This is a genomic window from Acinetobacter sp. ANC 4558, assembly GCF_002135375.1.
Taxonomy (GTDB): Bacteria; Pseudomonadota; Gammaproteobacteria; order Pseudomonadales; family Moraxellaceae; genus Acinetobacter.
The window spans coordinates 141,643-164,172 of record NZ_NEGH01000004.1; the positions used below are offsets into that span (position 1 = coordinate 141,643).

The 22,530-nt window shown below is 35.9% G+C and carries 19 protein-coding genes and 1 pseudogene; 11 read left to right on the plus strand and 9 right to left on the minus strand.

Translation table 11 applies throughout. From position 1 onward, the window contains the following. Nucleotides 1-86 precede the first annotated feature (86 nt). The 11 genes from B9T31_RS06735 to pgi all read left to right on the plus strand — a co-directional run bounded on the left by B9T31_RS06735 (nucleotide 87) and on the right by pgi (nucleotide 12,287). Nucleotides 87-626: an acyltransferase gene (locus B9T31_RS06735; RefSeq protein WP_086181317.1), complete on the plus strand. Its 540-nt coding sequence runs from the start codon at nucleotides 87-89 to the stop codon at nucleotides 624-626. A gap of 22 nt (nucleotides 627-648) precedes the next feature. After that, on the plus strand, nucleotides 649-1,767 hold the full coding sequence (locus B9T31_RS06740) for a glycosyltransferase (RefSeq protein ID WP_086181196.1): 1,119 nt from the start codon (nucleotides 649-651) through the stop codon (nucleotides 1,765-1,767). Then, nucleotides 1,764-2,861 (plus strand): glycosyltransferase, encoded by a 1,098-nt coding sequence (locus B9T31_RS06745; protein WP_086181197.1) that lies wholly within the window; start codon nucleotides 1,764-1,766, stop codon nucleotides 2,859-2,861. The genes B9T31_RS06740 and B9T31_RS06745 overlap by 4 nt, the downstream gene beginning before the upstream one ends. Next, a complete protein-coding gene (locus tag B9T31_RS06750) occupies nucleotides 2,858-4,000 on the plus strand; it encodes a glycosyltransferase family 4 protein (protein WP_086181198.1) in 1,143 nt (380 codons plus the stop codon). Before B9T31_RS06745 ends, B9T31_RS06750 begins: the two co-directional genes overlap by 4 nt. Then, nucleotides 3,997-4,605 (plus strand): sugar transferase, encoded by a 609-nt coding sequence (locus B9T31_RS06755; RefSeq protein WP_086181199.1) that lies wholly within the window; start codon nucleotides 3,997-3,999, stop codon nucleotides 4,603-4,605. The genes B9T31_RS06750 and B9T31_RS06755 overlap by 4 nt, the downstream gene beginning before the upstream one ends. Next, a complete protein-coding gene (locus B9T31_RS06760) occupies nucleotides 4,598-5,254 on the plus strand; it encodes a NeuD/PglB/VioB family sugar acetyltransferase (protein ID WP_086181200.1) in 657 nt (218 codons plus the stop codon). Before B9T31_RS06755 ends, B9T31_RS06760 begins: the two co-directional genes overlap by 8 nt. Before the next feature lie 23 nt (nucleotides 5,255-5,277). Continuing rightward, nucleotides 5,278-6,447 (plus strand): DegT/DnrJ/EryC1/StrS family aminotransferase, encoded by a 1,170-nt coding sequence (locus tag B9T31_RS06765; protein ID WP_086181201.1) that lies wholly within the window; start codon nucleotides 5,278-5,280, stop codon nucleotides 6,445-6,447. A gap of 71 nt (nucleotides 6,448-6,518) precedes the next feature. Then, nucleotides 6,519-8,393: a polysaccharide biosynthesis protein gene (locus B9T31_RS06770; protein WP_086181202.1), complete on the plus strand. Its 1,875-nt coding sequence runs from the start codon at nucleotides 6,519-6,521 to the stop codon at nucleotides 8,391-8,393. 39 nt (nucleotides 8,394-8,432) lie between these two features. Beyond that, the gene (gene galU, locus B9T31_RS06775) at nucleotides 8,433-9,311 is read left to right on the plus strand and encodes a UTP--glucose-1-phosphate uridylyltransferase GalU (RefSeq protein WP_086181203.1); all 879 of its coding nucleotides are present in this window, start codon (nucleotides 8,433-8,435) and stop codon (nucleotides 9,309-9,311) included. Between the two features lie 46 nt (nucleotides 9,312-9,357). Continuing rightward, entirely contained in the window at nucleotides 9,358-10,614 is a 1,257-nt protein-coding gene (locus B9T31_RS06780; protein ID WP_086181204.1) for a nucleotide sugar dehydrogenase, read from the plus strand. After that, complete coding sequence (pgi, locus tag B9T31_RS06785; protein ID WP_086181205.1) at nucleotides 10,614-12,287, plus strand: glucose-6-phosphate isomerase; 1,674 nt, start codon at nucleotides 10,614-10,616, stop codon at nucleotides 12,285-12,287. Before B9T31_RS06780 ends, pgi begins: the two co-directional genes overlap by 1 nt. A gap of 44 nt (nucleotides 12,288-12,331) precedes the next feature. Here pgi and B9T31_RS06790 read toward each other — a convergent pair whose 3' ends face one another. From B9T31_RS06790 to B9T31_RS06830, 9 genes and pseudogenes are all read right to left on the minus strand, one after another. Continuing rightward, the gene (locus tag B9T31_RS06790) at nucleotides 12,332-13,702 is read right to left on the minus strand and encodes a phosphomannomutase (RefSeq protein ID WP_086181206.1); all 1,371 of its coding nucleotides are present in this window, start codon (nucleotides 13,700-13,702) and stop codon (nucleotides 12,332-12,334) included. A 380-nt stretch (nucleotides 13,703-14,082) separates the two neighbouring features. Continuing rightward, a complete protein-coding gene (gene yddG, locus B9T31_RS06795) occupies nucleotides 14,083-14,985 on the minus strand; it encodes an aromatic amino acid DMT transporter YddG (RefSeq protein WP_086181207.1) in 903 nt (300 codons plus the stop codon). 399 nt (nucleotides 14,986-15,384) lie between these two features. Next, nucleotides 15,385-15,702, minus strand: a complete 318-nt coding sequence (locus tag B9T31_RS06800; RefSeq protein WP_228145995.1) for an AAA family ATPase — start codon at nucleotides 15,700-15,702, stop codon at nucleotides 15,385-15,387. A 389-nt stretch (nucleotides 15,703-16,091) separates the two neighbouring features. Then, nucleotides 16,092-17,688, minus strand: a pseudogene (locus tag B9T31_RS18170) (Tn7-like element transposition protein TnsE). 36 nt (nucleotides 17,689-17,724) lie between these two features. Continuing rightward, entirely contained in the window at nucleotides 17,725-18,309 is a 585-nt protein-coding gene (locus B9T31_RS06810) for a GNAT family N-acetyltransferase (protein ID WP_086181208.1), read from the minus strand. A 51-nt stretch (nucleotides 18,310-18,360) separates the two neighbouring features. Continuing rightward, the gene (locus B9T31_RS06815; RefSeq protein WP_086181209.1) at nucleotides 18,361-19,182 is read right to left on the minus strand and encodes an isocitrate lyase/PEP mutase family protein; all 822 of its coding nucleotides are present in this window, start codon (nucleotides 19,180-19,182) and stop codon (nucleotides 18,361-18,363) included. Between the two features lie 213 nt (nucleotides 19,183-19,395). Next, entirely contained in the window at nucleotides 19,396-19,854 is a 459-nt protein-coding gene (locus B9T31_RS06820) for a GNAT family N-acetyltransferase (protein WP_086181210.1), read from the minus strand. Nucleotides 19,855-20,121: 267 nt separating this feature from the next. Continuing rightward, nucleotides 20,122-21,093: an MFS transporter gene (locus B9T31_RS06825; protein ID WP_265733380.1), complete on the minus strand. Its 972-nt coding sequence runs from the start codon at nucleotides 21,091-21,093 to the stop codon at nucleotides 20,122-20,124. Nucleotides 21,094-21,229: 136 nt separating this feature from the next. Further along, complete coding sequence (locus tag B9T31_RS06830) at nucleotides 21,230-22,426, minus strand: benzoate/H(+) symporter BenE family transporter (RefSeq protein WP_086181211.1); 1,197 nt, start codon at nucleotides 22,424-22,426, stop codon at nucleotides 21,230-21,232. Nucleotides 22,427-22,530: the final 104 nt, after the last annotated feature.

Genomic DNA, 22,530 nt, shown 5'->3' on the forward strand with positions numbered 1-22,530 from the left:
TTGCCGTGAGAAAATTTTTTAAATTTTAGTTAATTTATTCTCTTATATAATGTGTTTTTATAGGCTTTTTATTGGATGGTAGAAAAGTGAAATTTCTATTGAGTAAAGTATGGGATATATTTTCATTTTATTTACATGGTTCCGTAAAATATGCACGTAAAAAAGGTGTAAAAGTAGGTGAAAATTGCCGTATTTATATTAAAAACTGGGGCTCTGAACCATTTTTAATTTCTATAGGTGATCATGTTACAGTGACATCTGGAGTAAAATTTATCACTCATGATGGCAGCACGTGTTTAATCAAAGATGAACATGGAAAGCGTTATCAACGTTTTCTACCTATTGAGGTAGGCTCGAATGTATTTATTGGGGTAAATACCATTATTATGCCTGGTGTAACTATTGGTTCTGATGTTGTGATTGGTGCGGGTTCTGTTGTGACTAAAGATATTCCTAATAACAGTGTTGCGATTGGTGTACCTGCAAAAGTCGTTTCAAGTTTTACAGACTATCAAGAAAAAATTAAAGCCACATGTGTCAGTGATACTGATCTTCAAGGCATTCAAGATTATTCCGAACGTGTGCATAGTGCGATAGAATTACAACGTCAAAAAACCTCTCATTAATCTCCATACATTAGGTTCTATTATGCTGAATAAAGTCATGTTCTTTTTACCTACTTTAGGTGGTGGAGGAGCAGAGCGAACCATCATTCAATTGGCGAATAGTTTTGTGGAGCAAGGCTTAAATATAGACTTAGTGGTCTGTAACATTCATGGAGATAAAGGTAAGTTATTACCAGAGGTCAGTACAAAAATTGAATTGATTGATTTAGATTGTGGTCGTGTTGCCAATGCAATTTTTTTATTAAAACGACGCTTACAAGAAAAACAATATGATTGTGTTATCGCAACACAAACGCATAGTAATATTATTTGTACAATTGCAAAAAAATTAGCAAAAGTAAAGACAACGCTTATTCTGAGAGAAGTTTCAACGCCGTCTAAAAATATTAAAAGCCGCGGTCTGTCTCAATTTATTTTAAAAAAATTGGTTAATTTTATTTATCCTCTGGCCAATCATATTGTTTGTGTTTCTCATGGTGTTTTAGAAGATTTTCGTGAATATTATCAATATAAAAAAAATAACTTAACGACGATTTATAACCCTGTTCTTGATGACTCATATTTTAATAAAATTAATGTTACCGTAACGCATCATTTTTTTCAGCCTGAACATCAAGTGATTATGGCTGTAGGACGCTTAACAGAAGCAAAAAACTTTGAATTACTGATTCGTTCATTTTACCAAGTTTATTCTCAGCATCCTTCTATACGCTTAATTATTTTAGGTGAAGGTGAGTTACGTCAGTCTTTAGAATATTTGGTTAAAGAATTGAGTTTATCTGAAGTTGTCGATTTACCTGGTTTTGATGCAAATCCATATGCTTATTTTAAGTATGCAGATTTATTTATTTTAAGTTCAAATTGGGAGGGTTTACCTGGGGTATTAATTCAAGCACTGGCTTCAAAAATTAAAGTGGTAAGCACTAATTGCCCAAGTGGACCAATGGAAATTTTGAATCATTCAAAATTTGGATTGTTGGTGGAATGTAATGATGTCAATGGAATGAGCCAAGCAATCGAGCAGGCAATCTTTAAAAAATACGTAGAATATACAGATGATGAGTTTGAGGCACATTGCCGTCAATTTCAAAAAGCGAATGTACTTGAGCAATATTTATCGATGATGGAGACTCCATCATGAAGCACAAAGAAACAATCGTGCATGTCATTACGAATTTTGCTGGGGTTGGGGGTGCTGAGATGATGCTTTCGCGCTTAATTCAGCAAACTCATCATGAGTATGACCATGTCCTCATTTCTTTAATGAAGGTTTCCGAAGTATATAGAGATACTTTGACACAATGTACGTCACACTATGCATTGAATTGGAATGGTTTGAATAGCATAGCTGTTGCGACTAAACTAAGAACAATCTTAAAGCAAGTGGCTCCAAAGACCGTACAGTGTTGGATGTATCATGCCAACGTCATGACCAGTTTAAGTCTTTTGGGTCTACAGCATAAACCCAAGGTTTTTTGGGGTATTCATCATTCTTTATCAGCACCTAAAGAAGAATCGATAAGTACAAAAGTCGCTTTAACGTTGAGTAAGTTTTTTGCATCACAAGCCACTGGGATTATTTATTGCGCACACTCAGCATTACAGCAACATGAAAAATTTGGGCTAAATAATTCTAATACAGCAGTGATTGCCAATGGTGTTTCGCTTCATCACTTTCAAATGAATCAAACTTTACATACACCCACAGTGATTGGTTTTGCTGGACGGCATCATAAAGCGAAAGGTTATCCTTATTTATTTGCAACCATTCATCAATTAAAAGATCAGCCCATTATTTTTAAAATTGCAGGGCATGGTGCCAATTTAGATCATCCTGAAATAAAAAAATATTTTGAGCAATATGAATTAGACTCAGAAAAAGTGCAATTACTGGATCAAGTAGCAGATATGCCTACTTTTTATCAGTCTATTGATGCATTTTTAATGACCTCAATTACTGAAGGTTTTCCCAATGTTTTAGTTGAAGCAATGGCTTCGGGAATTCCATGTATAAGTACTGATGTAGGCGATGCAAAATTTATCGTGCAAGATTTGGGATATATTGTGCCATCTCGTGATACAACCGCCTTAGCTCAAGCTGTTTTAAATTATGTTCAGTTATCATCTGTAGAAAAACAACACTTCAAGCAAGCAACACGGCAACGGGTAGAGCAGCACTTTGCAATTGAGCCAATTAGTCAGCAATATCGTGCAATGTGGAGATCAAATAGATGAAATTTCTAATGATTAGTAGTTATTTACCCTCTGTTTTGAATTTTCGAGGAAAGTTATTAGAAGCAATTCATGCACAAGGTTTTGAAATTCATATTTTTGCGCCAAATTTAAATGAGTTCCAAACAGAATTAAATCAATTAAATACTTTGGGATATCAGGTTTATGAGATTCCAATGCAACGTACTGGTACGAATCCTGTACAAGATTTAAAAACATTCACTGCCATGTATCAGCTGATGCGAGAAATTTGTCCAGATTATGTTTTATCCTATACCATTAAGCCTGTTATTTATGGAACACTCGCGGCATGGCTTGCCAAAGTTCCTCATCGTTTTGCTTTAATTACTGGCTTAGGTTACGCTTTTCAAAATGTGGAAACAGGTCAGCGTAGCTTTTTTCAAAAAATGGTTCATCGTTTGTATGCCCAAGCATTAAAACATGCACATCAAGTTTTTTTTCAAAATCCTGATGATTTAAAATTATTTAGGCAAATGCATCTTCTCAATCAAGATCAATCTGCTGTTGTGGTCAATGGTTCAGGAGTGAATGTTCAAGATTTTGATGTGATTGATTTACCTAAAAATGAGCAAGGTGAAGTTAAAGTATCTTTCCTCTTAATTGCACGTTTATTAGGGGATAAAGGTATACGTGAATATGCGCAAGCAGCACGCATTGTAAAGCAACAATATCCGACTGTTGAATTCCATTTAGTTGGATGGATTGACGAAAATCCTTCAGCAATTTCACAACAGGAATTAGAGACTTGGGTGGCTGAAAAAATATTAAATTATTGGGGTAAACTCAGTGATGTGCGTCCAGCGATTGCGGCAAGCTCTGTATATGTTTTACCGTCGTATAGAGAAGGAACGCCCCGTACAGTTTTAGAAGCAATGGCAATGGGGCGAGCAATTATTACCACGGATGCTCCAGGATGTCGGGAAACAGTGATTCAGGGTGAAAATGGATATTTGGTCACCGTGAAATCGGTGGATGCGCTCGTTCAAGTGATGAATGAGTTTATCAAATGCCCTGATTTAATGATTTCTATGGGTCAAGCTTCACGTAAACTTGTGCTAAATAAATATGATGTTAATCGAGTGAATACACAGATGATGTCTGAGATGGGATTACGGTCATGATGAAACGATTTTTAGATGTTGTGATTGCCTCTACTGCATTGATCGTGTTATCGCCTTTATATGTTTTTGTGGCATATAAGGTCAAAAAGAATTTAGGTTCTCCTGTATTATTTAGACAAGCGAGACCTGGTTTAAATGGGCAACCATTTGAAATGGTAAAGTTTAGAACCATGAAAGATGCAATAGATGCTCAGGGTAATCCATTACCTGATCGTGAACGTTTAACTGCATTTGGTAAAATGTTGCGTGCGACCAGTTTAGATGAAATGCCAGAACTTTGGAATGTGATTAAAGGTGATATGAGTATTGTTGGACCACGTCCTTTATTAATGGAGTATTTGCCATTATATAATACTGAGCAAGCGAAACGTCATGATGTCCGACCAGGCATGACGGGGCATGCACAAATTAATGGACGTAATGCTATTAGTTGGGAAGAGAAGTTCAAATTAGATACATGGTATGTAGAACATCGATCTTTGTGGCTCGATTTCAAAATCATGCTAAAAACAGTCAAAAAAGTCATCGCAAAAGATGATATTAGTGCTGAAGGTGAAGTGACAATGACAAAGTTTACGGGAACTTCGGAATATAAAAATGACTAAGCTTTATGCAATTTATGGGGCGGCTGGTTGTGGGCGTAGCTTAATGCCCGTTGCACGTCAACAATTAGCTCGAGAAGCAGATACATCCGAAATTGTTTTCATTGATGATTCATTAGAAAAAATATCAGATATTAATGGTCATCGAGCAATGAATTATGCAACATTCAAAGCTCAAAATTTTACCCAGAAGATGGTTTTAATTGCGATTGCAAATAGTCAAATTCGAGAAAAATTGGCACTGCAGTTGATACAAGATCACATTGGATTATGGTCAATTCAAGCAGATAATGTGGTTATTATGGATCATGTTGATATTGCTTCAGGTGCAGCATTGAGTCCATTTGTCAGCATTACGTCTAATGTGAAAATTGGAAAATGTTTTCATGCCAATTTATATAGCTATGTAGAGCATGATTGTGTGATTGGAGATTTTGTTACTTTTGCACCAGGTGTAAAATGTAATGGTAATGTTCATATTGAAGATCATGTTTATATTGGTGCAGGAGCCGTCATTAAACAGGGAACTCTAGATCAACCTTTAGTCATTGGCCAAGGTGCTGTGATTGGCATGGGCGCCGTTGTAACAAAAAATGTTCCAGCTGGTGTAACCGTTGTGGGAAACCCTGCAAGAATTTTCAAGAAATCATAAGCTTAAAATATGAGGAAATGTCCATGTTAAATACTGCATTCGAGCCATGGCCTAGTTTTACGCAAACTGAAGCTGATGCTGTGTCAAAAGTTCTACTCTCGAATAAAGTAAATTATTGGACAGGTCAAGAATGTCGTGAATTTGAAAAAGAATTTGCACAATTTACAGGAACCAAACATGCTGTTGCTGTGGCTAATGGTACGGTTGCCTTAGACTTAGCCTTGAAGGCATTAGAAATTGGTGTAGGAGATGACGTGATTGTGACATCACGTACTTTTTTAGCATCGGCAAGTTCCATTGTCACAGCAGGCGCAAATCCAATATTTGCGGATGTGGAACTAGATTCACAAAATATTTCGCGTAGAACAATTGAAGCGGTTATTACACCGAAGACTAAAGCCATTATTTGTGTGCATTTGGCAGGTTGGATGTGTGATATGGATCCAATTATGCAATTGGCTGAAGAAAAAAATTTATTTGTAATTGAGGACTGCGCTCAGGCACATGGCGCACAATATAATGGTCACTCAGCAGGGTCTATTGGTCATATTGGGGCCTGGTCATTTTGCCAAGATAAAATTATGACTACGGGTGGAGAAGGAGGCATGGTCACTACCAATGATGAGCATCTTTGGAAAAAGATGTGGTCATATAAAGATCATGGCAAGAATTTTGACAGTATCTATCATAAGCAACATCCACCAGGGTTCCGTTGGTTACATGATTCTTTTGGTACCAATTGGCGTATGTTAGAAATGCAAGCAGTGATTGGTCGGATACAGCTTCAACAGATGAACGATTGGAATAAAGCACGACGTCATAATATGAGTCGTATACAAGCTATTTTTGCAAACCACCCATATTTTATAGTGTCTCAACCACCACAAAATTATATACATGCCGCATATAAATGTTATGTACAAGTCAATACGGAGACATTACCAGAAACATGGTCACGTGATAAAATCATGAGTGAAATGAATGCACATGGTATACCTTGTTTTAGTGGTTCTTGTTCAGAAGTATACTTAGAGAAAGCCTTCGATCAGACAAATTGGAGACCTCAAAAAAGGTTAGTCAATGCGCAACGTTTAGGTGAAACCAGTTTGATGTTTCTTGTGCATCCCACTTTATCTGAAACTAGCTTGGATCAGATGGTTGAGGGGATTCAAAGCGTTATTAACCAGATTTAGAAACGAGCATCGAATGATGAAAATTATTTGAATCATTCGAACAGTTAACATTTAAGTAGAAGTCCGACACTGTGAATTCAATTATTCTCCCATTATCGACTGCGCCAAGACTTGTAAAGCAAGGTGTTTTACTGGCAATGGATTTTTTAATTTTTCCAGTATTGGTTTGGCTTTGTTATGCCATTCGCTTATTTAATTTAGCTGCAGATGTTGTGCCTAATATTCCCTTTGGTCCGCTTTGGGTGACTGTTATTGCAACATTGATGTTGTTTTTATGCGGGGTATATCAATTTATTGTTCGAACTTTTAATGAAGCATTTATTACCAAACTTGCATTTGCAACAACATTAACGGTTTTTTTCTTATATGTTTTGGCCTATTTAACTCCTGCTTTTATTCCAATGTCCATTCCATTGATGTTTGGATTTATGATGTTTGCATGGGTTTGGTTAAGCCGAAGCATTATTCGATTTATTGTTCGCTCACATTTTAAATCAGATGTTCCACGTAAACGTATTGCAATTTATGGAGCAGGTTTTGCGGGGCAACAAATTGCTGCCTTACTAGGTAAGTCTGATGAACATTTTCCCCTGTTTTTTATTGATGATAATTTATCACTATCCGATCAAATGATTGGGCGGTTAAAAGTCTTTAATGCGGAACAAGCAATAAAGCTATTAAAAAAAGAGATGGTTGATGAAGTACTTATTGCTTTGCCTTCTGTGAATCGGCAACGTAAAAATGAGATCATTAAATTTTTAGAACCTACACATCTCAAAATTACTGAATTGCCAAGCTTAACCCGATTGGTCGATGGCAATGTTCAAATCTCAGATATTCAAGAAGTCGATATTATTGACTTGCTTGGTCGAGATCCGATTCCTCCTGTTCCAGCATTATTAGCAAAAAATATTGATCAAAAAGTCGTGATGGTGACGGGAGCTGGTGGATCGATCGGTTCAGAATTGTGTCGTCAGATTGTGAAAAATCAACCGAAACTTCTCATTCTTTATGAGGTAACAGAGTTTGCTTTATATCAGATTGATAAAGAATTGAGTCAAGTTTCAACCATTCAAATTATTCCAATTCTCGGTACAGTACTGGATCAGCAAAAGCTTGAGCGTGTGATTGAGCAGTATCACGTGCAAACTGTTTATCATGCAGCTGCATATAAGCACGTTCCGTTGGTTGAATGTAACCCGATTGCGGGGCTCAAAAATAATGCAGTGGGTACCGCATTTAGTTTAAATGCAGCAGTTAACCAAGGAGTTGAAACTTTTGTATTAATTTCAACAGACAAAGCTGTTCGCCCCACCAATGTGATGGGTGCTTCAAAACGATTAGCAGAGTTATATTGTCAGGCCGTTGCGGAAAGAGAGAATCATACCCAAATTAGCATTGTTCGTTTTGGAAATGTATTAGGCTCATCTGGTTCTGTCGTTCCTTTATTTAAGCAGCAAATTGCCAAAGGTGGCCCAATTACTGTTACACATCCCGATGTAACACGTTACTTCATGACGATTCCTGAGGCATCGCAATTGGTAATTCAAGCAGGAGCGATGGGTAAAGGTGGGGATGTTTTTTTATTAGATATGGGACAGCCTGTACGGATTCAAGATTTGGCACGACAAATGATTTCTTTGAGTGGATTAAAAGTCAAAGAACATGCAAATCATGAAGGTGATATCGAAATCAAATATACAGGTTTACGACCAGGTGAAAAACTCTATGAAGAACTACTCATTGACCAAGATAATACAGAAGATACCGCACATAGTCGTATATTAAGATCCTATGAAAAGCATTATCCTTTAGACGAAATTTTGAATACTATTCATTATATTAATGAATTAACAGCATTGGAAAAAGATGTTAATTGGGTATTAGATCAATTAGAGTATTATGTTGATGGTTATCAACGTAGTAATAAAATTCAAGTAAACTAACGTATATATTTACGATAAAGCAGAGGATTAGGTATTTGTATGGCGGTTAAAAAAGCAATTCTTCCAGTAGCAGGTTTAGGTACTCGTTTTTTACCAGCGAGTAAAGCAATTCCTAAAGAAATGGTGACAGTTGTTGATCGCCCAGCTATTGAATATGTAGTGAAAGAAGCAGTTGCAGCGGGAATTGAACAAATTATTTTAGTCACACATTCATCTAAAGCATCGATTGAAAATTATTTTGACCGTAATTTTGAACTAGAAACGACTTTAGAAAGCAAAAAGAAATTTGATTTATTAAAAGAAATCACTGAAATTTTACCTGCTCATGTCAGTATTGTGAGCGTACGTCAACCTCAACCACTGGGTTTGGGACATGCTGTTCTTTGCGCTAAAGATGTTGTTGGTGATGAAGATTTTGCAGTTTTGCTACCTGATGTATTGGTCAAAGACTCTGATGTAACAAATGATTTAAGTTTAATGATACAGCGTTTTAACGAGACTCAAGCATCACAGATTATGGTTGAAGCTGTTCCTGATCATTTGGTCGATCAGTATGGGATTGTAGATGTAAGTTCTAGCCCAAATGAAGGTCAAAGTATTGTGATGCAAGGTATTGTAGAGAAACCAGCGATTGGTACTGCACCATCAAATTTATCAGTTGTGGGTCGTTATATTCTTCCAGCAAAAATTATGCAGCTTTTAGAACAAACCCCTAAAGGTGCTGGTAATGAAATTCAATTAACCGATGCAATTGCAAAATTACAAGAGAAAGAAATTGTTGAAGCCTACCGCATGAAAGGTCAAACATTTGATTGTGGCAGTAAGATCGGTTATCTAAAAGCGGTATTACATTATGGTATTGAACATCCAAAATTAGGATCTGACTTTAAGAAACTCATTCAAGAACTTGCACTATAAAGTTTAATTTTCTATTTCTTGTGATTATAAATTTACGGGGAAATTTATGAAAGTCGCAATATTAGGGCATACACTTAATGCAGCAGTTTTTGCTGCATTAATGGCCGAGTGCGGGCACTATGTTTATTGGTGTAAACTATTAAATAAAGCACGTACAGAACGTTCTTATATACAAGATGAAGCAGTTAACCAATTATTAAATAAACAAGAACAAAAAGGTTTTCTTAAATATTGTAGTTTTGATGAAATTGGGCTAGATATCGATGTTTATTTTTTTAGTTTTCTTCCAACAGAAGAAGATCAAAATATAGATGTATTGTCGAAATTGAACTTACGTCCAATTATTCATCCAAAATTAATGATTAATACCTCTACTTTTGGTTTACATGGAACTCAACGCTTAGCAGAAAACCTACCAGATGATGATTGGATCTATCTACCAGATACTATTCAGGAAGGAAATGCATTATCGAGCGTATTAGAGTCTAAGCAACTGGTCGTGGGGTACTCTAGTGAAGCAAGTCAGATTCAAATTATTGAATTATTAAGACCTCTTTTTCCACGGAAACAACAGTATCTTTTTATGCCTATATTGGATGCTGAGTTTGCTAAGCTCAGTGTTTCTGGTTTATTGGCAACACGCATTAGTTATATCAATGATCTAGCTGTTGTGGCTGAAAAATTAGGGGTTGATATTGAGTACGTTCGTCAAGGAATGGCATCTGATAGTCGTATAGGTGCATTATATTTATATCCTGGAGCAGGATTTGGGGGCGAAAATTTCTCACATGATATTCTAACTCTTGCAAATACAGTGTCAGGTACAGGGGTACAAAGCCAGCTTTTAGCACAAGTTTGGGACATCAATGAACAACAAAAAGAAATTTTGTTTCGTAAATTGTGGAACTACTTCCATGGGGATTTAAACGGTAAAGTTGTTGCCATTTGGGGAGCATCATTTAAAGAAAATACGGCCAGTATTCGGCAGTCTCCAATTCATGCCATGTTGAAAGCACTTTGGGCTCAAGGTGTGATTGTGAGATTACATGATCCTCAAGCTTTACCAGAAATTGAAAAAGTATATGGTTATCGAGATGACTTAATTTATTGTAGTGATCAATATGAGGCTGTTCAGGGTGCAGATGCTTTATGTTTATTGACGGCATGGAAGCAATATTGGAGTCCGAATTATACTGATTTATTACAATGTATGCGACACCCTTTAATTCTTGACGGTCGTAATATTTATGATCCAAGTTATGTTAAAAGTCAGGGGTTTGCATATATGGGGGTAGGGCGTTAATGGCTAATTTATTCAGTTCTTCCTGGATTGAGGAAGATGAGAAAATAGTAAATGTTGAAAATAAATTAAGTGAGCTTAAAAAAGAATTCGAAACTAAACATTTAACAGAGCTTTTCGCTGAAGATTCTAATAGATTTCATCATTTTTCTGTGCAGTTAAATCCAATTGTTTTTGATTATAGTAAACATCGTATAGATAAAGATGTCATTGAAAATTTAATCGAATGGGCAAAGCAACAGAATTTAGATGGTTGGATTCAAAAACTTTTTTCAACAGAAAAAATTAATTATACTGAACAACGTGCGGTCATGCACTGGGCTTTGAGACTACCTAAAGGTAGTAAAGTACAGTCTGATGTTGTTAATCAAGTACATGAACAGCTTGAAAAAATGTATGCTTTGGTGAATAAAGTTCATGCAGGACAATATCGAGGTGCTACAGGTGAAGTTATTCAAGATATTGTAAATATTGGTGTAGGTGGGTCTGATTTAGGACCACTTATGGTGAGTCATGCATTATCAGATTTTAAAAAAGCCACAGAAAAACCTTTAAATATTCACTTTGTTTCTACGATTGATGGTAGTCAACTTTCAGAGATTTTACATAAATTACGACCAGAAACCACATTATTTATTATTTCATCAAAATCATTTGGTACCATTGATACACTTTCGAATGCACAAACTGCACGAATTTGGTTAGAAAAAACCTTAGGAAAAGTGCCGCAAGTACTCAAACATCATTTTGTTGGTGTGTCAACAAAACCTGATAAAATGTCAGCATGGGGAATTGCACCTGAAAATCAATTTCAATTATGGGATTGGGTGGGTGGTCGTTATTCGTTATGGTCTTGTATTGGTCTTCCAATTGCATTAACGATTGGTGTAAAAGGTTTTAAGCATTTCCTTGCAGGTGCTTACGCTGTTGATGAACATTTCAAAAAAACACCATTCGAGAGTAATATTCCCGTATTGATGGGGTTATTGGGTGCATGGAATAATAATTTCTTAAATATTCAGACACATGCAATATTACCTTATGATGGTCGTTTAAAGTATTTTGCACCGTATTTGCAGCAGTTAGAAATGGAGTCGAACGGAAAGTCGATTCGACGTAATGGAAAAAAAGTTGAATTTAAGACATGTCCAATTATTTGGGGAGAAGTCGGCCCAAATGCACAGCATGCATTTTATCAATTGTTGCATCAAGGAACTCATTCAGTCAGTAGTGACTTTATTGCACCGATATATCGTTATAATTCAAATCATTTTACCTATGTAGATAATGCTGATGCATTGATAGAGCAGCATCATTTGGCTTTATCAAACTGCTTAGCTCAATCACGGTTATTGGCATTTGGTAATCGGGCATTGGATCAGACAGAATTAGCTTCTTTGCCTGAGTATAAACAATACGAAGGTAATCAGCCGAGTACCACCATGTTAATGCAGGAATTGAATCCTTATAGTTTAGGAATGTTGATTGCAATGTATGAACATAAAGTATTTGTGCAATCCGTCCTTTGGAATATTAACTCATTTGATCAATGGGGCGTTGAAAAGGGCAAACAAATTGCAGATCAGCTATTACCAATTCTAAATGGTGAACAAACCAATTTCTCTCAATTAGATGCATCAACAAAGGGTCTGATTGAAATTATAAAAAGTAGTTAATTAAAAAAGAGCCTTTAAAGGCTCTTTTTTAAGCTGAAGTAAAATTATTCTTGAATTAATTGTGTAAGTTCATCAACATAAGTTTGCATTGGTTGAGGATTTCTGTCTAAACGACTTTCAATATTCAGACGTAATAATGGTTCAGTGTTTGAAGCACGAACATTTAACCGCCAAGCACCAAAGTCTAGACTTACACCATCTGTTTGATCAAGAGTCGGATTTTGTGGCGCAAAATGATCAAAAATTTTCTGAATGGTAATTTGAGTATCTGTCACCTTGAAGTTAATCTCCCCTGAACAAGGGAACTTTTCAATCATTTCTTCAACCAAAGAAGATAAAGATTGCTTCGTCTCAGACAAGACTGAAACGGTCAATAACCAAGGAATCATTCCGCTATCACAATATGCAAAATCGCGGAAATAATGATGAGCACTCATTTCACCGCCGTATACAGCATTATTTTCACGCATAACATCTTTAATAAAGGCATGACCAGATTTAGATTGAACAGCGATACCTTGATATTTATCAAGAATATCTAATGTATTCCAAACTAAACGAGGATCATGAACGACTTTTTCACCAGACTGTTTTAATAAAAAGGCCTGTGCGAGTAAGCCGACAATATAATATCCTTCAATAAATTGTCCTTTTTCATCAAATAAGAAACAACGATCGAAGTCTCCATCCCATGCAATGCCCATATCTGCTTGGTGATCAAGTACAGCTTGACGTGTACTATCACGATTTTCAATTAAAATTGGATTCGGAATCCCATTCGGGAAATGACCATCGGCTTCATGGTGAATTTTAATGAATTCTATTGGAACTTGAAGTTGTTTAAATTTAGTTTCAATTGCATCAATAACATGACCAGCAGCCCCATTGCCTGCATTAACAACAAGTTTAAGAGGCTGAATTTTTTGAGGCTCAATGTAGGTCATTAAGTGCTCAATAAATTCAGGTAGAATATTGTAGGTTGTTGTTGTGCCTTGTTGAGAAACATCTATAAATTGCCCTGATTCTGCCAGCAATTGGATTTCTTTTAAACCTGTATCAGCACTAATTGGGCGAGAGTTCTCACGAACAAGTTTCATGCCATTAAAGTCTATCGGGTTGTGACTTGCGGTAATTTCAATACCACCTTGCACCCCAAGATGAAACGTCGCGAAATAAACCTCTTCTGTTCCAGTCATTCCTAAATCAAGAACATTCACCCCTGCATCATTTAAACCTTTGATCGTTGCTTGTTTTAAACCTTCACTAGATAAGCGAATATCGCAACCAATAACAACAGTTTTAGGTTGATAAATTTGGCCATATGCACGACCAATTTTATAAGCAATATCTTCATTTAATTCTGTACCAAGCTTGCCACGAATATCGTAGGCTTTGAAGCAGGTAAGTTTTGTCATTTTAATTTCCCAAAATTTAAAAGAAAGCCAGAAGTTGCTTATATAAGCGTAATTAGAATTTATACTCAACAGATTTTATATGAAATAAGATAAAAAGTAGTATAAATATCAAGCTTATGATAATAGATAATCATCTTATTATAGCGTGAATAATATTTAAATTATGAGTCATTAATCTCAATTTCATGATTGTTTTAATATTGATGTTTATAGGTTGTTCGCTAGTCATGATTTCTAATTCTTTTAAAAATGTTGAGTATGGATTATTCATGATATCTTTTAAAAACTCACTTCATCGTGTGGGTTTGGGAATAATATGAATATCATTGAGTAATATGATTTAATAAAAAGCCAAAAAATTTTGGCTTTGATCTTGGGTATTAAGTTGCTAATTTTGTTTGTTGAACTGATTTTTTTCGAATTGACAGCCAGCAGATGAATGAACCTACAGTTACAGTAATAGCGCCATACCAAAAATTTGAAGAGAGGCTCGAATGTAACACTAGAACGGAAAATGATGATGAGAGTAATGGTGAAAAATAAGAAAGCATGACTAAAACTGGCATATTTCCTTTAATAATCCCAACATTCCATGCTAAATATCCCATGGCGAAAAAGAAAGCACCAATTAAAATGAACAGATAACTTGTCATTGAATTAACATATGGAAAATTAATACCTTGGATTGAAATAGTAAGTATCCATAATGCACTTGCAGTTAAGATAAAATATAATGATATCGCATTTGTTCCATTACTATATTTTTTTGTATAAATACAATATACCGCCCAAAGTAATGCAGCTAAAAAAATTAATAAATAACTAATAGGATTTTGATAAAAATTATCAATAAAATTAAGGTTCGGATGATAATTAATGATCACGATACCAGAGAAACTAATCAGTATACCGATAATGGTTAAGAAATTTACTTTTTCTTCTTTTAAAAATGCGAGCATTAAAATAATCAATGTTGGCCATAGACTAAAAGTAATATTCATTTCAATTGATTTTTCAGCAGATGGAGCTAATGTAATTGAAAATGCAAAGCACAATTCAAAAATAATAAAAAGAAGGCTAGAGATGATTAAGAATTTTTTAGAGATTTTTTTGAAATCAGGTAATCCATAAGAAAAGTATAGAATTACAGCGCTAAGAGTATAGACGTAAGTCACTGTATACATGGGACCAAATGCTTCGGTTGAGAGGCGTAATAATCCTACCAAAGTCGACCATAATAGAAGTGCTAAAATACCTATGCTAGTTGCAATCTGACGATTCATGGCATATTTGATCTAAATAATACGCATCATAATTTTTTACTTCGCAATTGAAAAGTTCTATTCACATGATATTTTTTTATAGATCAATGAATTTTTGTTATGGATGAATTTTTATGAAAATTGTTTATCATTTTTTAATAGTTTTTGAATTAATTATAAAAATTCTTAAATGAATATTTTTCTAAAACATAGAATTTATACGCTTTTTATGCAAATAATATGAGGGCATTTAAAAGTACCCTCATACAACAGCTATGGTTAAGTAATAAAGTATCATCCTAAAATCAACACAAATTATTGATTTTAGGCTTTTAGCAAGATTCTTGAGAAAAATAAAGTTTCATCCTATATTATAAATTCTTCTCGAATTTCAAAAAGTAGAAGTAATAAAGTTTCATCTTAGCCACTGATGTTTGCAGCATCACTCCATTGTAGAAATGCTATTGGTTCAGCACCGCTTAAATTACCAAATTCAACCTTTATTTTGAAGGAGTTGCTTACAATAGACTTTTCTTTGAATGGTTTATTAAAATCATCTGAAGAAACGTTGTAAGAACCCGATTCAGTATCAATAAATAATTGGCGAAACGAGTTTATAATAGCAGTTTTACCAGCCCCATTTTCACCAACAATTACATTTAAACCTTCCCTCAAGTTAATTTTAAAAAGTTCGGAAAAACAACGATATCCGTTAATCGATAATTTTTTTATATACATGAAATATTTCCAGATTCTAGGAATGGATATAATATGAAATTAAGTGTCATATCCTTGGACATGATGGTGATCAAATGCAATTTGTATTTCTCATTAAGCAGCTCATTTACTCCATGAGTTTTTATAACATTTTGATACTTACTTGAAAAAATCCGAATGTATTCTGCAAGCGGGGGCTAAGCCCACAAGCCTTTAAACAGAAATACTCTAGAGAGTTAGAGAGATTCCTATCCACTTTACTGTCTCGGATTAAATAATGGCTTGCTTAAACAATAGGACAATAAATAGTGTAAATCAAGACTAATAAGCTACTAAAAATCTTAATAAATTTAGATATCCGAATTGCTTAAATTACTCTGTAGGAAGCCTATTTAACATCCTCAAACTCTTTACCCTAAAGATTTCAAAACCACCCCAAACCGTCTTCCCCAATTCTTAAACTCTTCATCAGACTCAGCCATTTCAACTAGATTTCGTGGGTGATTAAAGGTTTTCCTTATCCCTATATCCTGTAAAGACTTGGTTGTTGGCCAACGTAAAGAGCGTTTAACGACTTGTTTCCGAAAAGTTGGAAAATGTGAGTTCTATGAGTCTGTATCTGAGATTTTGATAATCAGTGTAGAAAGAGGCTTCAGATTATCACTAGTATCTATTTCCAGAATGACAATTTTTTTGCCTTGAAAACTAAGTTGGACTTCAATAATACACCTCGGATTACCATCATGGGTTCTATGTAGCTTGGAACGATTGACCGCAGGCAGCTTATGTACATGAATGATGGGCTGAATACGATGTTGTGATGCAAATTGTTCAACCATGACTTTGAATGCTTCAAATCTTTTCATGAAAAATGCAAGGTCATCACTATCATCATGGACATTCTCAAATTCCCCACGCCCAATTTCACCAAAGATCGTGGCTTCACCTGTACTCACACCATGATCGGGTAGAATTTCAACATCATTCTGATTCGGTATACCTTTTTTACCTGAACGTTTAGGTATTGCCTTTTTTGTTCCATAAGGACTGGCAAGGGACATAGCAACTTTTGGAGATTCGATTTTGATAATTTTCCGATCACTATCCGCTTCTTTTTCATCATCAATGGTTGGATCATCGTTGGAGGTATTACGTCCTCCAGAGTTTCCCCCTGTTTTTTTCATAACTATTTTTTACGGTAAATTTTGGACTACAAAAAATCACTTCATTAGAAATATCAGTCGGTAAATTAGCAATCCCAATGGTTTCATTCACATAATATTGTTGGCTTTTTTCACTGAAGTAAACTTTCATTGTAATTTCAGACCCTATTAGTGAGGGCGGTGCAAAATTGAAATTCCAAAAGGTTTGTGTTTTAGTTTTAACTTGCTCAATCGAAAAATGTTTGGAAATACTTTCATAGGACGCTCGTGCCTCAGTATCCAGTAATATCCATAAGAGTAGACGAGGCATACCGACACTATCATATTGATGGGGTGGAAATCGGCAAAATTCATGAACCTGAATAATGGTTTGATGTTCTTCTGGGACAATATAATATTCTGTTGTTAGCTTTCTTTGATCCAAAGCTATCTTAGATAAATAGGCATTATGGAAAAATAGAACCCGTGCCAGCTCTATGTGCGGTAAATGGATTTGAATATCTGTATATATACCTTTTAAGTCGCTTACAATATGGCTAAATATGTACTGTCCTGATTTATTTCTTGTGATTTTCTAATTGTTAAAGTCATCTATTTTAATGGTAATGATAGATTCATTGTAGGGAGGGATTTTTTTGGTTTGATTAAATCTTCTATTTTTTGCCAACAGGGGCATATCGGAAAAACGAGCATGTTTTACCATATATTTTTCATAATTTGGTAAATGGTTATAGTGATTTTCTAAACCAATATGAATGTTCCACTCACTATTTTTATGATCCTTAAAAATAGAGCCGAGAAAGGTAATTCGAGCATTCTCTGGAAAATTTCTAATCTTTATCATATTGTGTGACTCTATTATTAGATTTTTTAAGTTTCTCTAAATATTTGATAATTTTTTAATAAGATTTTCTTTTACTTGATACCACTCATCATCAATGATACTAAATCTAACAGAATTTCTTTTTCGTCCATCAGGCATAATTCTTTCATTTCTGACAATGCCTTCTTTTTTTGCCCCTAATCTCAGAATTGCAGTCTGTGATTTTTCATTTAACACATCTGTTGTAAATTGAACTCTAATGCAGTTTAACTCTTCGAATGCATATTTAAGAAGCAAGTATTTTGTCCCTGTATTCGCATATGTTCGTTGCCAAGATTTTGAATACCAAGTGCTTCCAATTTCTAATTTTAAATTTTTTCGGTCAATTTTCCAAAGTCTAGTAGACCCAATTATCTTTCCTGTTAATGTATTTTCGACTACAAAAGGGAGTACCGTACCTGATTTGTAACCATCTAATGCGTTATTAACATATTCGTCAACTGTCTCTGCCGAGGGTATTACAGTGAAAGGTAAGTTCCATAGTTCTCCATCTGAAGCGGCCAATACTAGGTCTTTTGAATCTTCAATCGTTAATAGGCGTAACCGAATACGATCACTTGAAAGAGTTAAAGCGTGGTTCATAACGAAACTCCTAGGTAAAAATTTTCAAATATGTAGAAATTCACACAAATTCTATTTGAATCTATTATTAAGGTTGTCACCTGAAACTAAATTATTGAATGCGTGGAAATTACCAGTCTCAGCAAGAGTACTTGCCGCCTTAATAAAACCGTCCCAAGCTGTGCGAGCCAATGCACCGCCAACACTGATACGTCTCACACCTAAGTCTGCAAGCTCCGCTACAGTTAAATCACTATCCCAACCGATTAAAATATTGACTGGTTTGGGAGATACAGCGTTTACTACAGCGGTGATTTGTTCACGAGTTTTTATACCTGGAGCATAGAGACAGTCTGCACCTGCCTCAGAATATGCTTTTAACCTGATAATGGTATTTTCTAAATCAGGAACACCAACAAAGAAGTTTTCAGCACGACCTATCAGTATTGTATTAGTTTTACTTTCATCAATAGCTTTACGTGCAGCACGAATTCTTTCTATCGATTCTGAAATTTCACGTAATGGTTTCTGGGGATTACCAGTTGAATCTTCTATGGAGATACCTGATACACCTGTTTCAATCGCCAGATGCACACTTTCGGTGACGCCATAAGCCGTTTCAGAAAATCCACTCTCAAAATCTGCGTTAATGGGAAGATTGGTTGTTTGAACCATATAGCGAAGGTGTGCCAAAGTTTCTTCTCTGGTTAATTGACCATCTGCTTTGCCACAAGCCCAAGCATATCCAGAACTCGTTGTTGCCAGTGCTTTAAAGCCTAACTGTTCAAGTATTTTTGCACTTCCTGCATCCCACGAATTTGGTAGAATAAAACATCCCGTTTCGTGAAGATTCTGGAAAATTTTTCTTTTTTCATCAACTGTTGGATGTGTCATGTTTATTATTCCTCAATAGAGTAAGTCAAATATGAAGCTTAACTTATTTTAAGTTGCTTACTTCGAGCAATTTATCATGATAGTGTGAATAACGAGGAAGTTTTGTAATATTAAACAAGAGTTTAACTATATATATTAGTATATTACTCTATCATCAGAAGAAGATTCTTTAAACCTAAAGCCAAAATCTTTATTGATTTTGGCTTTTTTTTTTCAAVCAGAAGACGGCATACGATATTCAATGATTCCTGGCTTTTCAGCAACCCAGTTATAAAGTTTTTGGGCGGTATGATTGGTTTCCTGTGTATGCCAATATAAGCGGTCACATTGTTGAGCAATCGCCTGTTTTTGTACATATTCAATCAGGCGTTTACCAATATGCTGACCACGAGTTTCAGGTGACACATATAAGTCTTCCAGATAACAATAATTTTGTTCTGCCCAAGTCGAACGGTGAATGACATAATGCACAAAGCCTAGAACTTTATCCCCCTGTTTGGCAACAGCACAATATACAGGTTCAGCTTCATCAAAAAAGCGTTGCCATGTGGTTTCAGTTACCTTCGTAGATAAACAGACCTTATAAAAATCCTGATAGGCTAACCAGTAAGGTATCCATTGTTGATAATCTTGTTGCAGTACAGGAATCACCTGAATTTCTTGGCTTTGCATGATAATACTCCCATGATTTTGTGAGTTAAAAAATAGATGAGCAAAGCATAATCCTGATATGGTGCTGTTTTAAGATACAGTTTTAATATTTTCCTCAGTACCAGTTTTGATATAAAAATCTAGGATATTTTTCTATTCATCATCTCCTGAATAAAGATAATCACTACAGTCAGTAGAATAAAAGCAACGGCTAACCATAAAATCTCTATGGCTAACTTTTTATCCAGTAAAAAACTACAGATTAGGGGGCTAACCACGCCACCCAGATTAAATCCTGTGGAAACAATACCAAAAGTACGTCCTTCTGCTCCGACAGGGGGATGCCTTGCGTACCAACATATCTCGGGATGGGGCAATGACGCCCATTAAAAATCCAGCACAGGCAAACGAAGCCACCAATGCCAAAGCAGACATCGGCATACAAATAATCATGATAAGCACTAAGGCAGCACTACCAAACGCTGTCGCAGCAAAAACTGAATGATGCTGAACTCTATCTGCAATAATTCCACCTGCCAGTACCCCAAATGCACCCGAAAACATAAATGCAGTTAAAGAATAATTCGCTGTGTTGAGGTCGATATGTAGTCCATTGATCAGTGAACTGACAGAAAACTTTTCAATTGCCCCTGTGCTTAAGCTGAGCAAGGTAAAAAACAGGGTCAGGATGGCAATGGTTGAAAAATGGATAGCATGAGGGCGAACTTCTATATGGGAATGTTGTTGTTTCTTATCATCTTGACGAGGCTGAATATGAATCTGTGAGAGATTCAACATCAGTAATAGACCAACAAGGCTGATGACTGCTGCCAAAGCGAATGCCCAATTTATGCCAAAGGTCATGCCTATACCAATCATCATCAATGGTGTAATTGCAGCACCAAAGAAACCTGAAAAAGTATGAATGGAAAAAGCCTGACCCATCTGTTTTGCAGGAATGCCTGTAGAAAGCAAAGCATAGTTTGCAGGATGATATACACCATTTGCCACACCAGCCAATGCCATTGCAACGATAAGTGAAATATAAGACGTGCTGATAAAAACTAAAGTGAAACTGATGGTACCCAGCAACAGGGCATAAATCAGCATCTTTCTTGCCCCAAGACGGTCTACTAAAAAGCCAAATGGGGCTTGTACCAGCAGAGAAACCACATTAAACACTCCGATTGCAATGCCCAGTTCCATAAAGGAAACATTGATCGCCTTTGGCAAAATGGGCAATAAAGCAGGTAAAGTCATAATATGAATATGACTAATGGCATGAACAATAGAGATGTAAGTTAAGAGAACTTTAGCACTTCTTTCCAATGGATTGCCTCAAGATGATTAAATTACAAAAAGGGTATGCGTGATACCCTGAATATCAATGGCTGACTCATGAACTGAACTTAAATTTACCATTCAGTACAAGATAAGAAATTAATCCTAGAACTAATCCCCAGAATGCCCCACCAATCCCAAATAAGCTAATATTGGCAGCAGTGGCAACAAAGGTAATTAAAGCAGCTTCACGACTATCAACATCACTCATGGCATTGGCAAGGCTTCCTGAAATCGTGCCTAATAAGGCAAGCCCAGCCAGTGTGCTAATAAATGCGGTTGGAAATGCTGTAAATACTGCGGCCAATGTCACGCCAAAAATCCCGACCAAAATATAAAATATCCCTGCGGCAATCCCTGCGACCCAGCGTTTTGATGGGTCTTCATGTGATTCCTTACCTGTACAGATTGCTGCGGTAATGGCAGCCAGATTAAACGCATGTGAACCAAAAAATGCCATGATAAATGAGCCTAAACCTGTCACAGCCAGAATCGGTTTGGCACTGGTTTTAAAACCATCATTTTTAAGCACAAAAAAACCTGGCATATATTGCCCTGTTAAGGTAATGAGGAATAAAGGTAAGGCAATACTGAGTATTGAGTTAATCGAAAACTCAGGTGTGGTAAAAATCGGTGATGCCAATTTTAGCTCAAATCCAGCAAAGTCAATTCGTGATTGCAACATCAGGAAAATAAAACCAAAAACTAAAACGCTGACAATGGCATAGCGTGCTGAAAAACGCTTGGTGATGAGGTAAACAAAAAATAATGAAATCGCCAGAAATGGGTCAATGGTCATATTGGTAAAGGCCGCAATCCCAAACTGTAATAAAATTCCTGCCAATAAACCAGAGGCAATGCCAATCGGAATCAGGCGAATAAATTTTTCAAAATAGCCTGTAATCCCTAAAATGACAAAGGCAAAGGCAGAAAGTAGATATGCCCCAATCGCTTCGGCATAAGGTACGGTCACAAGAGCAGTAATCAGGAAAGCTGCCGCAGGGGTAGACCATGCAGTAATAATCGGTTCTCGTGTGTACCAGCTTAATATTATCCCTGTGATACCGACCCCAATCGAAATCGACCATACCCATGAAGAGGTAAGCTCAGGGCTAAGTCCTGCCATCTGTGCAGCCTGAAAGATTAAAATAAATGTACCGCCATAATTGACAATGACTGAGATTAAACCTGCCATAATTGGGGGCAGCAAATCATTGGAATGACGCTGAAAAGATGAGTATTGACCAGACATAACCCAACCCCTGAAAATTTAAAAATTAAGTAGCAGAGTGTATTTTTAATGATGGTATTGTCATAAGATACAGTTTGGATATTTTTTAAAGTACCAGTTCAATC